This is a genomic window from Flagellimonas amoyensis (assembly GCF_003058265.1).
Taxonomy (GTDB): domain Bacteria; phylum Bacteroidota; class Bacteroidia; order Flavobacteriales; family Flavobacteriaceae; genus Flagellimonas; species Flagellimonas amoyensis.
In genome coordinates this window covers 200,830-214,921 of sequence record NZ_QBUK01000004.1, presented here as the reverse complement: position 1 = coordinate 214,921, position 14,092 = coordinate 200,830, and the positions used below count along the sequence as shown (strand labels likewise).

The window sequence follows — 14,092 nt, the reverse complement described above, 5'->3', positions numbered from 1 at the left end:
TGCAAATACTTAGCATTATCTTTGCGCCATGGTAGAAGAAAACGTGATGGTATTGGTGGACAAGGGGCTGATGCTTCCCTTGATGGAAGAATTTTATACCATTCAAGGGGAAGGGTTCCATAAAGGGACGGCCGCTTATTTTATCCGGGTTGGTGGCTGCGATGTAGGCTGCCATTGGTGTGACGTGAAGGAAAGCTGGGATGCGGAGACACATCCACCGACCTCCATTGACAGTATCATTGCCAATGCAAAAAAACACTCGGATACCATTGTCATAACGGGTGGTGAGCCCTTGACCTGGGATATGGGACCTTTGACCCAAGGTCTTAAGGAAAAAGGAATGAAGACCCATATTGAGACTTCTGGGGCCTACCCATTGACCGGGGTTTGGGATTGGATCTGTCTTTCCCCAAAAAAGAACAAATTGCCCGTGGGTGATATCTCCAAAAAAGCGGATGAACTCAAAGTGATTGTCTACAACAAGCACGATTTCATATTCGCGGAGGAACAGGCGGCCGAAGTGGGCGAAAACTGTATTCTCTATCTGCAGCCGGAATGGAGCGTTCGGGACAAGATGGTTCCCTTGATTGTGGACTACGTCATGAAAAATCCCAAATGGAAGGTTTCCCTACAGACCCACAAGTATCTGAACATTCCTTAATACGAAGTGCTTAACGTCCCCCGTTGTTCTGAAGGTCCAGTAGGCATTCGGCATCCAATTGGGGCACCGAGGCCAATCCTCGGGAAACATTGCTCAGCATGGATTTGACCATGGGACCTCCAAATTGAAGTTCGGCAAGCATCAGACAACCATCCACATTGCAGTGGTTGTTGCCCGTTTCCTCGTCATTGTCACCAATTTGGGTATCCTCATGTTCGGGGTGGACAGGGTCGGTGCCTAGGTTGACAAGGCCCAATAAATGCCCAAATTCATGGTTGAGAGTGGCCGCTTCCAAATCGGCAACGGAAATGGACACACTTCTGTTGGCCAAATCCCTTACGGTGGATTCGTAGATGATCATGGACGTATTGCGATACACGGCACCCAAAGTGACCAAGTCCTCACTTTCATCGTCTGAATCGGAAGGGGCATCGGCGAAATAAATATAAATGGCCAAAGTACTGCCATCGTTATAGGCCGTCCTATTGTCCCTTTCCAGCTCAGCTACCTCATTGAGGGTAAGGGTTTCCTCACCAGGTGAAGAGAGCGGGGTGTACCTGAATTCCACATCTTCCTTAAAAGTCCTGGCCCTGATGAATTCCTCAAGAGTGTCGATGCCATCTACAGTGGGTTGAAAACCGCTGACGTAGCCTATTTCGATAAGAAGTTTGTCAAACGAACCATTGGCCAAAATATCATTGGCAGAAGCCCCGGTCGCCAATAAGTTGGCAGACCTGTTTGGGGTCGGGTTGGAATCTGAGTCATTTCCGGAATCCTTGGAACAGCCTAAAAAGAGCATCAAAGAGAGAATGGGATAAAGGGCAATTTTCTTTTTCATGATCTTGAATATAAGATTAAAACGTTCGTTGGCGGAAACTATTATGGTGCCACAGTAAGTTTGGCCAAGTAATCATAATGTTCACCTTCCATGATGAGCTCACAAGTAATATGGTTTGCCAAACATGCATTTTGCAGGGTGTTGAAATCCACATAGACCCAGTCAAAAGGCTCACTTTTCAATCCCTTGTATTCCATGGTAAAGTTAACTTCGCCATAATACCCACCATTGTCAGGAATCCAGTAGCCCCCATCTTCATCTTGATCGAACATATAGATGATGTCGCTACTGTCCAATAGGATTTGTCCATTGGGCCGCAATAATGAGGCCAAATGCGGTAAAAAAACATCCAATTGATCCAAAGTGCCTGCCAATCCAATCCCGTTCATCAGCAAAAGGATGGTGTCGAACGTATCGTTGCCATACTCCAAGATAGGGCTTTTCACCGTGTTGGTTATGCCACGTTCCCTGCACACCGAGATACACCCCTCCGAGTTGTCCAGAGCGGTAACGTCCAGACCTTTGTCCTGGAGATAGAGGGAGTGGCTCCCGGTCCCGCAACCAATGTCCAGCACCTTTCCACGGGCCATTTGCAGGGCTTTTTGCTCCATTTTGGGCATCTCGTCAAAATTGCGGAACAGATAGGGTATGGGAATCACGTCCTCTTCATCCAAAGAGGAATAGGTTTTTATGTCCTCGGTGTATTTGCCGTGTTGAAAGTCCATCAACGCCTTGCCAAAAACATCTGCCATGGGTCGGAAAAGTTTCTGCAAAGGTCTGACTTTAATTGTTTGGAAAGGTTTAAAATGGATAAGTTTGTGGTGTTATGGACGAATTTTTGGAAGAATTGCCCCAAAGAGCGAGGGAAAAGCAGGCAGAGAACAAGAAGTTTTTTGCGAAGCTGAAAAAAAAGCCGCCCAAGGACCTTGACTATGTAATGCAGGAACTGCATGAAGAAGAGTTTAGGCGGACGGACTGCCTCACTTGTGCCAATTGTTGTAAAACCACAGGGCCATTGTTCACCAATGCCGATATTGAACGCATTGCGAAGCATTTTCGGATGAAACCCTCCCAGTTCATAGATCGATACTTGAGGATCGACGAAGAGAACGACCATGTGCTCCAAGAAGTTCCCTGCACTTTCTTGGGAGCGGACAATTACTGCTCCATTTATGAGGTAAGGCCAAAGGCCTGTCGCGAATTTCCACATACCGACCGCAAAAAGTTCCAGCAGATCAGTAATCTCACGCTGAAGAACGTTGCCATATGCCCTGCAGCTTTTAACATTGTGGAAGCGATGAAAAAAAGCATAAAAATTTGACGATTTTTTATATTTGGGGGTATGGAGCAGATCATATCCTATTTTGAGACCATCCCATCCTCGCACCGAAGCTTGATCCTGGTGGGTGGGATCATTTTTTTCTGGGTTTTGGAAGGAATTGTACCCTTGTTCAATGTACCCTATAAAAAATGGAGGCATTCCGTTCCCAATTTCTTTTTCACATTGACCACCATTATCGTCAACTTTCCGTTGGCGTTTCTCTTGCTGAAATCCTCGGATTGGGCGGTGGAAAACCAGTTTGGGATCATCAACTGGTTGCCCGAAATGCCCTTGTGGCTCTATGTGGTCTTGGGGGTCATGCTCTTGGACCTAATTGGTGCCTACGCCGCACATTGGGTAGAGCATAAGGTAAAGCCGCTTTGGATGGTCCATTTGGTGCACCACTCCGATCATAATGTGGACACCACCACGGCCAATCGGCACCATCCGCTGGAAAGCCTGATCCGATATACCTTTACCTTGGCAGGTGTTTTGATCGTCGGTGCGCCCATCGGCATCATCATGCTCTACCAGAGTCTTTCCGTGGTGTTCTCGCAGTTTAACCACGCCAATATCCGTTTGCCCAAAAAGGTGGACAATGCCATCAGTTGGTTTGTGGTGAGTCCCGACATGCACAAAGTGCACCATCATTATCAGTTGCCCTACACCGATTCCAATTATGGCAATATTTTCTCTATTTGGGACCGACTTTTTGGGACCTACATGACGTTGGACGTGAAGGACATTGTCTATGGAGTGGATACGTTCCCGGACGAAAAAGAGAACAGCAGCATCAAAGGACTTTTAAAACAGCCATTTCATAAATATCGGAGACCGACTACTGAAGAATTCAAAAGATGAAGGTTTTCAAGATGCGAAAAGATTTTTACCTAGTTATCATAGCTGTTTGCTTTTATTTTAAAAGCTTTGGGCAAAAAAATTTAGAAGGCAATATCTTAGGGTCATGGACGGCTTATAAAGAAACAACTCTAGAAGGAGATGATGGAAGCTCGATTACGTTGAGTGGTGAACCGTTTAAAGTCAAACTTGATTTGGTCTTCTATAAAAATAGCAAAGTAAAACGTATTAATTGGATTGAAGAATTAGATACTCTTTATTCACTAAAACAGGATACACTTCGGATATCTCATTTTATTTATACAATTAAAAAACTCACTCACGACGAACTTGTTTTGAAGGAGGAAAGGCTGTTGGGAAATTTAATTTATCTCCATCGAAATTCTGATAATTAATTATAAATCAAATACTTATCCCTGATTTTTTTGAATTTTTCCAGATCATCTTGCCAAGTGGCCTTGATCTCTGCATTCGTCATCCCTTGTTCAATCTGTTTTTGCAATAAGGGAGTGCCTGCGTGTTTGGTGAATCCATCCGTTAAAAAGAATTTCGTTTTATCCACGGTGTTTTGGTAAGCATCAATGACCCATTCCATGGTCACTTCGTTCATTCGTGGTGTTTGGGAAAGGTCCTTGCCATAACAGGTCTTGCCTTCCTCTTTCGGGGTTTTGGAACCGAAGTTGGGTTCCGGTACATATTTGAAATCATACTGGGTGCTATCCATAAAGGAGGCCCCATAACGCTGGAACTGAAATTCGGTACCGCGACCTGCATTCACGTTGGTGCCTTCAAAAAGTCCCAGACTGGGATAGAGGGTGATGGAGGCATCGCTGGGTAGGTTGGGAGAGGGCCGAATGGGCAAATGGTATTCGGAAGCATGGGTATAGTTCTCCAAATGAACCACAGTCAGATCGGCCTTTAGGCCGTTTTCCAACCACCCCTCGCCATTCAGCATCTGGGCATATTCACCCATGGTCATGCCATACACCAACGGTATCGGGTTCAGGCCAAGATAGCCTGCGTGTTCTTTCATCATGGTGGGGCCATCCACGTAATGTCCGTTCGGGTTGGGCCTATCCAAAACAATAATGGAGGTTCCGTTTTCCGCACAGGCCTCCATCACCAATTGCAAGGTGGCAATATAGGTGTAGAACCGCACGCCCACATCCTGGATATCGAAAACCACCACATCCAATTCTTCCAATTGCGTTTTGGAGGGCTTTCGGTTTTTACCGTACAATGAAACAATGGGAAGACCTGTTTGTGAATCCACACCGTCCTTTACATGCTCTCCGGCATCGGCGGTGCCCCGAAAACCATGTTCGGGCGCAAATACTTGTTTCACCTGTACATCACGGGAAAGCAGGGAATCCACCAAGTGGGTATGCCCATTTTCATGGAACACGACGCTGGTGGGGTTGGCCACGACACCCACTCGCTTTCCTTGCAACAAGGGAAGGTAGGCCTCGGTGCGGTTGGCAGCCACGATGATTTCCGGTGCGGGTTCCAAAATAGGTTCGGTTGTAGCAATAGGGTCCTGTTTTTGTTGGCCCTTGCACGCGCAAAGGATCAAAAACAATAATAAAACTGTACTTTTGACTTTAGATAAAATGGGCATTCGTTGAATTTAGAATTGTTTATTGCCAAGCGCCTGATTACAGGGAAGGAACATAAAATTAGTATTTCCGCTCCTATTATAAAAATCGCAATCGCTGCGATTGCCATTGGCGTGGTCATGATGCTGATTGCCATTGCCACCGGCGTGGGCCTAAAACACAAGGTCAGGGAGAAAATTGCAGCCTTCAACGGGCACATCCAAGTTTCCAACTACGACAACAATACTTCCGAGGTTTCGGTCTCGCCCATATCCATCCATCAGGATTTTTATCCCACATTCAAGGACGTGGAAGGGGTGAGCCACGTGCAAGCGGTGGCCACCAAAGGTGGGATTATCCGTACCGAGGATACTTTTGAGGGAATGTTGGCCAAGGGAGTGGGCACCGATTATGACTGGACGGCCTTTCAGGATTTTCTTGTGGAGGGTAGATTGCCCGACTATTCTGGAAAATTGAACGATGAGGTATTGGTCTCCAAAAGAATGGCCAATCGCTTGCAACTGGGCGTAGGGGATACCTTCTTTTCCTTTTTTCTGAAAGATGACGATGCGTCGCAGATACCCAATAACCGAAGGTTTAGCATTGTTGGGATCTATGACAGTGGTTTTGAAGAGTTCGATGCCACCTATGTCTTTGTGGATATCCGCCACATCCAACGTATGAACAAGTGGGAAGAGGACCAGATTGGCAATTTTGAGGTCTTTTTGGAGAATTTTGACCAATTGGAGGAAAAGAGCAACGAGATCTATGGCAAAACGGTTTCGAGCTTGGACACCCAGAACATCCAAACAAAATACTATCGGATTTTTGAATGGTTGGGCCTTTTCGACTTCAACATTGCCCTGATCATCGGGATCATGGTCATCGTGGGAGGCATCAACATGATCACGGCCCTTTTGGTCCTGATCTTGGAACGTACCCAAATGATCGGCATCCTAAAAGCGTTGGGTTCCGCAAATTGGAGCATCAGAAAGGTGTTCCTCTACAATGCGGCCTATTTGATCGCCATTGGACTTTTCTGGGGCAATGCCATAGGGTTGGGGTTCATTTTCCTTCAGGACAGGTATCGTTTGTTCAAGTTCCCCAATCCCGAGGAATATTATATTGAATACATCCCCATAAGCATCGACCTGCCCACCATTTTGCTACTGAATGTTGGGGTGATGCTCCTTTGTTTGTTGATGCTCTTGGTGCCGTCCTACATTATCACCAAGATCACTCCAGTGAAGGCTATACAGTTTGAATAAAAGTTTATCGGTTTTGAACCGATGCATGAAATAGTGAATATCGATTGAAGTTGGTCAGTTCGAGTGATTTTTCGAAAGAAAAATTGTATCGAGAACCAGAATTTCAAGTGCAAAATCTTTGATTTCTCGATACAAAATTCCTCTGGAATTTCACTCGAAATGACTTTTTCGTCATTAAAAAATTGTTGAATAACCAAATAGAAGTGAAGTAATGGTCACATTGAATAGTAATCATGTCAAAGTCGGAATCGATGCAGGAGAACTGGTAAGTTTTGTGGTCGATGGGCATGAGTTCATCCACCAAAAAGGGAGTCCGGGTTGGGGGAGTTCCGATACGGAGATGTTCCCCATCATCGGCCCAGTGAACGAAGCCAATTTCAGGGTAAGGACACCCAAAGGGGAGGCAGTCCAGGATCAACATGGATTATTGCGCCAAATGCCCTACGGATTGGAATCACAAACCGAAACTTCGGCAGTCTTTGCAAAACGATACCAGGCAGGCACGGCCGTGAACAATTCCAAGTACCCCGATAAATCCACCGAGCCCCAATTGGCTTGGCCCTACGATTTTGTTTTTGAAAAATCCTTTCAATTGAAGGACGATGTGTTGGAAATTGCCTTCCAGATATCGGGCGAAAAGGGAATGCCCTTCATGTTGGGGTACCATCCCGCCTTCAAGTTGCATTCCAGCTCCCCAAAGATCGTGGCCAAGGGTAGGGAAATCTCTTTGGATGAGGTCCTCGCTGTAGGAAACAGAGCATTTCAGGTGCCCGACTGTAGCTCCATCATACTACAGGATAGCAGGCAGATAACCGTGGAGACCGAAGGTTTTAGACATTTTATGTGCTGGACCGAAGTGGACAATATGGTCTGCATTGAACCGATTTCGTTTTATCCATACACCGTGAAACAATCGAGCCTGCACGAAGGCTTCCTGCATTTGGACGGAACAGCAACATTTAAAGTCAGCTTGAAACCAGAGGCGTAACAGGATTTATTTTAAGGGGTCAAAACGTTGGTCTTGGCATATTTCAACAAATAGGTGGCCAGGATGCTGTCCGTTTCGACGGTGTTTTTTTGCGGGGTGATGAACGCCTCGATATCGTCAAAAGAGGAGATGTCCGCATCGCTGTCGATAAAACCATACCCCTTATACAGACCGTCCGAAATGAGCACCACGGCATTTTCAGTTTCGTCCCTGCCTTTTTCCTTGATGATCTTCACTTCGGAAGCCAACATCTTCATGTGGTCAATGGCTTCCTGTACTTTTTCATTGTAGGATGCAACGGTTTCTTCCCCTCTGCAGATTCCTTCACAGGTGTTGATCTGGTGATGGGAGCAAGCGGCATTCGTCTGTTGCAAATGGCAATACTTGGGGCAAAGCGCAAAATTTCTGCACAGTTCTTCCAAATAGGCCCTGCAATCGGTCTGGTTGTAGAAAATCTTTAGCGGGTTGGGAACGCCTTTACTGGTATTGAAGGCCAAGTGCACAATACCGTTCCTGTCCTCGTAGGCAAAAATGGCATATTGCCGCACTGTGCGCTTTTGGGCACGGTTGTAGGGGGGAAAGAGTCTTTTGATCTCGGCGGATTCCATCAGCAGGGCGACCAGTTCGTTGCCGGAAAGCTTAAAATCGATGTCGGCCGTTTCACTGCACATTTGGGTTTCCTTCACGCTTTTGTCATAAAAGTGTCCGAGCACCCTTTTTTTCAGGTTGATGGCCTTTCCCACGTAAATGATCTTGCCTTCTTGGTTTTTGAAATAATAGATGCCCGGTTTGGCAGGGATCTTTTCAAAAACGGATTTGGGCAGGTGGGGAGGGAGTGTGGCCTCTTGGCTCCGGGCGTTCAAAAATTGTTTGAAGACACTTTCGGAAGCTGGAAGGGCCCTCAATTTTTGAAAGAGCAGCACGGTGGCATGGGCATCGCCCCGGGCCCTGTGCCGGTCCACCAACGGAATCTGGATGGCGGAGCACAGTTTTCCCAAGCTGTAGGATCGCAATCCGGGGATGAGTTTTCGGGACAATCGTACCGTACACAATTTTTTTCTTGTAAAATCAATCCCAATCTGCCTGAACTCTTCCTTGATCACCCCATAGTCAAAATTTACGGAGTGCGCCACAAAGACACAGCTTTCCGTTAGGTTCAGAACATTGTCCGCTATTTCCGAAAACGTGGGTGCACCCTGCACCATTTGGTCATCGATGCCCGTGAGGCCGGTAATAAAATGCGGAATGGGGCATTGGGGGTTCACCAAGGAAGTGAACTCATCCACAATCTGGTTTCCATCGTGTTTGAAAATGGAGATTTCAGTAATCTTGTTGCCCTTGATACCGTTGCCCGTGGTCTCTATGTCGATGATGGTGTACAAAATGATAGGTGCTAATCGACCCTGAAATTAGATATAAAGTAAACAGTGACCAAACGGATGGGCCATTACTGTTGATCGTTCAAGGTATCCGTGATCTTGTCGAGGTTGAGACTGCTGGCCATAGCACTGAAGATTTCGTGGTATTTGCCGTTCTGCGCATAAAGTTGCTCATGCGTACCCTGCTCCATCACCTGGCCCTTGTCCAGTACGACCACGTTTTCCGCATCAATGATCTGGGAGATGCTGTGCGAGATGATGATGACTGTGCGGTCTTTTTTGATGGCATCCAGACTGTTCTTGATCTCCTGGGTGGCAATGGCATCCAAGCTGGCGGTGGGCTCGTCCAAAAAGATGATGAGAGGGTTTTTTAGGAACATTCGGGCTATAGAAATGCGTTGCTGCTGTCCGCCGGAAAGCAGGTTGGCCTCGGATTCATACCCTTTGGGCAGTTCCATGACCTGATCGTGTATGTGCGCCTTTTTTGCGGCCAAGAACACTTCGTCGTCCGTGGCGTTGGGTTTTCCGTACAGGATGTTCTCCTTGATGCTCCCATTGAAAATATGGTTTCTTTGGAGCACCAAACCGATATTGTTCCTGAGCCAATTGGTGTCGTATTCCATGAGGTCCACATTGTCCAAGAGGATTTTGCCGGACTGGGGCTGGTAGAATTTGTCCAACAAGTTCACCACCGTGCTCTTCCCGGCCCCGCTGAGTCCTACCAGGGCCGTGATGGTATTGGCGGGAATGGTCATGGAGACGTCGTACAGTGCCTTGGTGCCATTGGGATACGTGAAATCTACATTTTTCAGTTCGATGTTGCCCTTCAGTTCCGAGGGGATGTAGCTCCCCGAAGTCTCCTTTTCGTCATCGGCTTCCATGATCTCAAAGAATGATTCGGAGTAGATGAGCGCATCGTTGATCTCGTCATAGATCCGGTGCAGTTGTCGGATGGGACTGGTGACATTGCCAAACAGCATGATGTGGAACATGATGGCACCGATGCTCATGGTGCCGTTCAATACAAAAAATGCGGTGAGAATGATGACGACAACGACCCCGACCTGTTCCAACATGGATTTGATGCTGTCGAACATGAAACTGGTGTGCCTTGTCTTCATCTGGTTCTCGGTCATGTCAAACTGGATCTTTTCATGTTTGTCCGCTTCAAGCGGCTCACGGGTAAAGGATTTGATGACCGTTATGGAATTGATGATGCTGATGATGGCATTGCTCTTGGTTTCCCTATAGTTGCGAAGGGAACGCCGAAAACCGCTCAACCTCTTCGCCTGTAGGTTGCTCACATAAAAGTAGATGGGGATGATGCTGAGGCTCACCAGTCCCACCCAAACGTTGGCATTGAACATGGCAATGAGCGCGAGCAATGCATTGGCAAAAAGAGGGAGAATGTCGATGAAAAAATTCCTGACCAATCGGGTAAGGCTGGATATGCCCATGTCTATCCGGGTCTGTAGCTTCCCACTTTCATTGTTGGAAGCCGTGTAGAAGGCCATGCGGTAAGATAGGATCTTATCGACCACCAATTGTGCAAAGTCCCTTGAAATAAAAATACGCAGTTTTTCACCATAGAATTTTTGCCCAAACTGTATGGCTGCATAGATGAGTTCCTTTACTATAAGTATTATGCTGATAATAAGTAGGATGCGTGCCCCTTGCTGCATGGGGTCGGGGTTTTGGGTGATGACAGTAAGTTCATCGACGGTATATCGCAAGATGTAGGCATTCACCTGAGCCATCACCGAACCAATCAGTGTTAGGCACAATGTGGCGATCAACAACCACTTGTATGGTTTTATGAAAGGAAGGATCTTTTTGAAAAGGGAGAGGATGCTCATTGGCCAAAGTTAGTTTTTTCCTCTAGTAAATGTTTCGTCGACCTTAAAATGATAGGTAAGTATGTGGATTTTCACAACCACGTAAAAAGTGTAAAAAATATACTTGTAAGTTGCTTTTTGATAGGATTTTTTGACCAAATCCTCAAAAAATAGCTTAAAAGATCAATATAGTATCAAAACAGGATAATATTTTCATAAATCTTCAATTTCAGAAAGCTACATTTACAAGTGTAAAAACAACGCTTATTAATTTTTGATGAATTTTGAAAATCAAGAACGGTGTTTTTCGCGCGAGGAATTAACTAAACAAACTAAAAATGTATTTATGAAATTGGCTAGCTTTTTATTCAAAGAATGTCAGGGAACAAATCGTTTCAAGAAACTGGTTTTGTTTGCCATGTTCGGCCTTTTTGCGGTACATGCCGGATTCTCCCAACAGAGGGTTTCGGGTACTGTGACCGATGAGCAGGGAATCCCCATTGCAGGGGCAGCGGTTATGCAAAAGAACACCAGCAATGGTACCGCTACGGATTTTGATGGGAATTTTGAGATCACCACCACGGAATCCAATGCCGTACTGGTGTTTTCCTATTTGGGCTTTGTGGCCCAGGAGATTCCTGTTTGGGGAGCTACAATAAATGTAGTGCTGAAAGAGGACCTTCAGCAACTTTCGGAAGTGGTGGTGATCGGTTACGGTACGCAAAAGCGTGCCGACGTGACCAGTTCGGTGGCCACGGTAAAGGCCGAGGATTTTGTGCAGGGCAACGTTAGGGATGCGGCACAGCTTATCCAAGGTAAGGTGGCAGGTCTGTCCGTTTCGGCACCTTCAGGGGACCCGACCGAAGGCACACAGATCAATCTGAGGGGGATATCGACTTTATCATCTGAAGGATCTAATCCCTTGGTGTTGGTGGATGGCGTTCCGGGCAGCTTGAACACAGTTGCGCCTGAGGATATCGAATCCATCGATGTACTGAAGGATGGTTCCGCCACAGCGATCTATGGTACTAGGGGAACCAATGGGGTGATCATCATTACCACCAAGCAAGGTACCACCGACATGAAATCCACCATTGAATACAACGGGTATGCCTCTTTGGCCACCATAGCGGACAGAATGGACTTTTTGAACGCGTCCGAGCTCAGGGAAAAATTCAATGAGGGATACACGTTTACCGGTGCCAACCTACAGGATTTTGGAGACGATACGGATTGGGTGGATGCAATCACCAGGGATGCCTTCAGCCAAGTGCACAACATTATCTTCCGGGGCGGGAATTCCACTTCGAATATGACCGCCTCTATCAACTATAGGGATATTGAGGGAATATTCCTGAAATCCAACAATGAAAAATATACAGGTAGGATCAATGTGAACCATGCCATGTTCGACAACAAATTGAAGACCAGTGTTGGTGTCATCTTGAGTGAGCAGGTATACAATGCATTGGGTGATGGGGATAGTTTCAACCCATACATCTACCGTCAGGCCATTATCCATAACCCAACGGAGCCCATCCGAAACGAGGACGGTAGCTGGTTTGAAAGGGCCGTATATTTCTACGACAACCCGGTTTCCTATATTGAGGAAACCTTTGGGGAGAACCGATACCGAACCAGTAGGATAGATTTATCCATGAGCTATGATTTTGGCGATCATCTTACCGTAAAAGGTCTGTATACCCGAAAAGGGGAGACCAATATCAGGGGATTCTATCAGACCAAGAACCACGTGTCCACCACGGAAAATGGACAAGGGGGATTCGCCTCAAGGGGTACGGATAATTATGTAGGGAACTATGGTCAGTTCACAGTGGATTACGACAACAGTTTTGGTGCCCACAAGGTAACGGCACTGGTGGGGTATAACTACGAGGACAACATGAACGAAGGTTTCTGGGCCACCAACCGTAGGTTTCCCACCGATGGATTCACCTATAATAACCTGGGCAGTGGACAAGGACTGCAGCTTGGTGAAGGCGGCATGGGCAGCTACAAGAATGCCGACAAGTTGATTGCGTTCTTCTCCAGGGTCACCTATAATTATGATGACCGCTACCTTTTGATGGCCAGTATGCGCCGTGAAGGGTCCACCCGTTTTGGTGAGGATTACAAATGGGGTAATTTCCCTGGTATTTCCTTGGGATGGCGTATTGACCAAGAGTCCTTTGCGGATAATTGGGATTGGTTGTCCAACTTGAAACTACGGACAGGATTTGGTGTGACAGGTACCAACGCAGGAGCCAGATACCAGTCGTTGAGCGGCCTTACCTATGGGGACTATTTCTTGAACAATGGGGAATGGGTAAGACAGTTGGTGCCTTCCCGTAATGCCAACCCCAATTTGCGTTGGGAAAAGAAAGAGGAATTTAACGTGGGTCTGGATTTTGGGATTTTGGATGGACGCATCAATGGTTCCGTGGACTATTATAATAGGACAACCAAGGATGCATTGTTCAACTATAGCGTTCCCACTCCCCCTTATTTTTATGGCAATATTGCAGCCAACGTGGCACAGATCAAGAACTCCGGTCTGGAATTCTTGGTGAACTTGACCCCGTTCCAAACGGAGAATTTCCAGTGGACGGCCAATTTGACCTATTCCACCAACTCCAATGAGATTGTTTCCCTATCCAATGATGAATTCCAATTGACCAACGATTTCTTCGATCAAGGCTATACGGGAGAGCCCATACAGATTGCCACCCATAGGGTCCAGGAAGGGCAGCCCATCGGTAATTTCTTCGGATTGAAGAGCGTGGACATCACGGATGATGGTATCTGGATCATAGAAAGGCCAGATGGCACAAGGGTGCCTGCCACTGAGGCTACCAACGATGACCGTCAGGTGTTGGGCAACGGCCTTCCCAAAGCATACTATAGCTGGAACAACACCATGAAATACAAGAACTGGGACCTTATGTTCAACCTGAGAGGGGCACTGGATTACCAGATTCTGAATTTCTCCCGTATGTTCTATGAAAACCCTACCATAGGCTACAACACCTTGGATTCAGCCTACGATTTGGTCTATGGCAAAGCGGTTCTCCAGGATGTACAGCGTTTTGTGAGCCATTACGTGGAAGATGGTGACTTTTTGAAGATAGATAACGTTACCCTAGGGTACACCCTGCCGAAAGATGCGGTCAAGTTTGCCCAGACCTTTCGCATTTATGCCTCTGGCCTGAACTTGGCGACCTTTTCAAAATATAAGGGAATCGACCCAGAAGTAAACCGGGATGGATTGGCACCTGGCAATGATGAAAGGGATAAATATCCTACCATTAGGACATTTACATTGGGTATCAACTTCACATTTTAAAATAAA

Annotated in this window: 12 protein-coding genes; 7 read left to right on the top strand and 5 right to left on the bottom strand. The window is 46.6% G+C overall.

Annotation, left to right across the window (positions count from 1 at the left end):
* Positions 1–28 precede the first annotated feature (28 nt).
* A complete protein-coding gene (locus DB398_RS07270; RefSeq protein WP_108423728.1) occupies positions 29–661 on the top strand; it encodes a 7-carboxy-7-deazaguanine synthase QueE in 633 nt (210 codons plus the stop codon).
* A 10-nt stretch (positions 662–671) separates the two neighbouring features.
* Here the strand turns inward: DB398_RS07270 and DB398_RS07265 are convergent, their stop codons facing one another.
* Together DB398_RS07265 and DB398_RS07260 are read right to left on the bottom strand one after the other, a co-directional pair.
* Complete coding sequence (locus DB398_RS07265) at positions 672–1,499, bottom strand: hypothetical protein (RefSeq protein ID WP_108423727.1); 828 nt, start codon at positions 1,497–1,499, stop codon at positions 672–674.
* A 41-nt stretch (positions 1,500–1,540) separates the two neighbouring features.
* Positions 1,541–2,251 carry a class I SAM-dependent methyltransferase gene (locus DB398_RS07260; RefSeq protein ID WP_108423726.1) on the bottom strand — a complete coding sequence of 237 codons (711 nt, stop codon included), beginning with the start codon at positions 2,249–2,251 and terminating at the stop codon, positions 1,541–1,543.
* 74 nt (positions 2,252–2,325) lie between these two features.
* On the opposite strand from DB398_RS07260, the gene DB398_RS07255 reads away from it, so the two are divergent.
* Genes DB398_RS07255 through DB398_RS07245 form a run of 3 tightly spaced genes read left to right on the top strand, consistent with a single transcriptional unit; the run spans position 2,326 to position 4,073 of the window.
* Positions 2,326–2,820 (top strand): YkgJ family cysteine cluster protein, encoded by a 495-nt coding sequence (locus DB398_RS07255; protein ID WP_108423725.1) that lies wholly within the window; start codon positions 2,326–2,328, stop codon positions 2,818–2,820.
* Positions 2,821–2,841: 21 nt separating this feature from the next.
* The gene (locus DB398_RS07250) at positions 2,842–3,681 is read left to right on the top strand and encodes a sterol desaturase family protein (protein ID WP_108423724.1); all 840 of its coding nucleotides are present in this window, start codon (positions 2,842–2,844) and stop codon (positions 3,679–3,681) included.
* Positions 3,678–4,073: a hypothetical protein gene (locus DB398_RS07245; protein ID WP_108423723.1), complete on the top strand. Its 396-nt coding sequence runs from the start codon at positions 3,678–3,680 to the stop codon at positions 4,071–4,073. Before DB398_RS07250 ends, DB398_RS07245 begins: the two co-directional genes overlap by 4 nt.
* On the opposite strand, the gene DB398_RS07240 is transcribed toward DB398_RS07245, so the two are convergent.
* On the bottom strand, positions 4,070–5,296 hold the full coding sequence (locus tag DB398_RS07240; RefSeq protein ID WP_108423722.1) for an exo-beta-N-acetylmuramidase NamZ family protein: 1,227 nt from the start codon (positions 5,294–5,296) through the stop codon (positions 4,070–4,072). The genes DB398_RS07245 and DB398_RS07240 overlap by 4 nt on opposite strands.
* A gap of 3 nt (positions 5,297–5,299) precedes the next feature.
* Here DB398_RS07240 and DB398_RS07235 point away from each other — a divergent pair, with 3 nt between their 5' ends.
* Entirely contained in the window at positions 5,300–6,541 is a 1,242-nt protein-coding gene (locus DB398_RS07235; RefSeq protein ID WP_108423721.1) for an ABC transporter permease, read from the top strand.
* A 211-nt stretch (positions 6,542–6,752) separates the two neighbouring features.
* The gene (locus tag DB398_RS07230) at positions 6,753–7,529 is read left to right on the top strand and encodes an aldose epimerase family protein (RefSeq protein WP_108423720.1); all 777 of its coding nucleotides are present in this window, start codon (positions 6,753–6,755) and stop codon (positions 7,527–7,529) included.
* Positions 7,530–7,540: 11 nt separating this feature from the next.
* Here the strand turns inward: DB398_RS07230 and DB398_RS07225 are convergent, their stop codons facing one another.
* Positions 7,541–8,911 (bottom strand): exonuclease domain-containing protein, encoded by a 1,371-nt coding sequence (locus DB398_RS07225; RefSeq protein ID WP_108423719.1) that lies wholly within the window; start codon positions 8,909–8,911, stop codon positions 7,541–7,543.
* 65 nt (positions 8,912–8,976) lie between these two features.
* Positions 8,977–10,764 carry an ABC transporter ATP-binding protein gene (locus tag DB398_RS07220; protein WP_108423718.1) on the bottom strand — a complete coding sequence of 596 codons (1,788 nt, stop codon included), beginning with the start codon at positions 10,762–10,764 and terminating at the stop codon, positions 8,977–8,979.
* A 325-nt stretch (positions 10,765–11,089) separates the two neighbouring features.
* Here DB398_RS07220 and DB398_RS07215 point away from each other — a divergent pair, with 325 nt between their 5' ends.
* The gene (locus tag DB398_RS07215; RefSeq protein ID WP_108423854.1) at positions 11,090–14,086 is read left to right on the top strand and encodes a SusC/RagA family TonB-linked outer membrane protein; all 2,997 of its coding nucleotides are present in this window, start codon (positions 11,090–11,092) and stop codon (positions 14,084–14,086) included.
* Positions 14,087–14,092 lie beyond the last annotated feature (6 nt).

Bases quoted from the DNA above. Each gene is read 5' to 3' on its own strand.
- DB398_RS07270 (WP_108423728.1), top strand. From the start codon at position 29: ATGGTAGAAGAAAACGTGATGGTATTGGTGGACAAGGGGCTGATGCTT.
- DB398_RS07265 (WP_108423727.1), bottom strand. From the start codon at position 1,499: ATGAAAAAGAAAATTGCCCTTTATCCCATTCTCTCTTTGATGCTCTTT.
- DB398_RS07260 (WP_108423726.1), bottom strand. From the start codon at position 2,251: ATGGCAGATGTTTTTGGCAAGGCGTTGATGGACTTTCAACACGGCAAA.
- DB398_RS07255 (WP_108423725.1), top strand. From the start codon at position 2,326: ATGGACGAATTTTTGGAAGAATTGCCCCAAAGAGCGAGGGAAAAGCAG.
- DB398_RS07250 (WP_108423724.1), top strand. From the start codon at position 2,842: ATGGAGCAGATCATATCCTATTTTGAGACCATCCCATCCTCGCACCGA.
- DB398_RS07245 (WP_108423723.1), top strand. From the start codon at position 3,678: ATGAAGGTTTTCAAGATGCGAAAAGATTTTTACCTAGTTATCATAGCT.
- DB398_RS07240 (WP_108423722.1), bottom strand. From the start codon at position 5,296: ATGCCCATTTTATCTAAAGTCAAAAGTACAGTTTTATTATTGTTTTTG.
- DB398_RS07230 (WP_108423720.1), top strand. From the start codon at position 6,753: ATGGTCACATTGAATAGTAATCATGTCAAAGTCGGAATCGATGCAGGA.
- DB398_RS07220 (WP_108423718.1), bottom strand. From the start codon at position 10,764: ATGAGCATCCTCTCCCTTTTCAAAAAGATCCTTCCTTTCATAAAACCA.
- DB398_RS07215 (WP_108423854.1), top strand. From the start codon at position 11,090: ATGAAATTGGCTAGCTTTTTATTCAAAGAATGTCAGGGAACAAATCGT.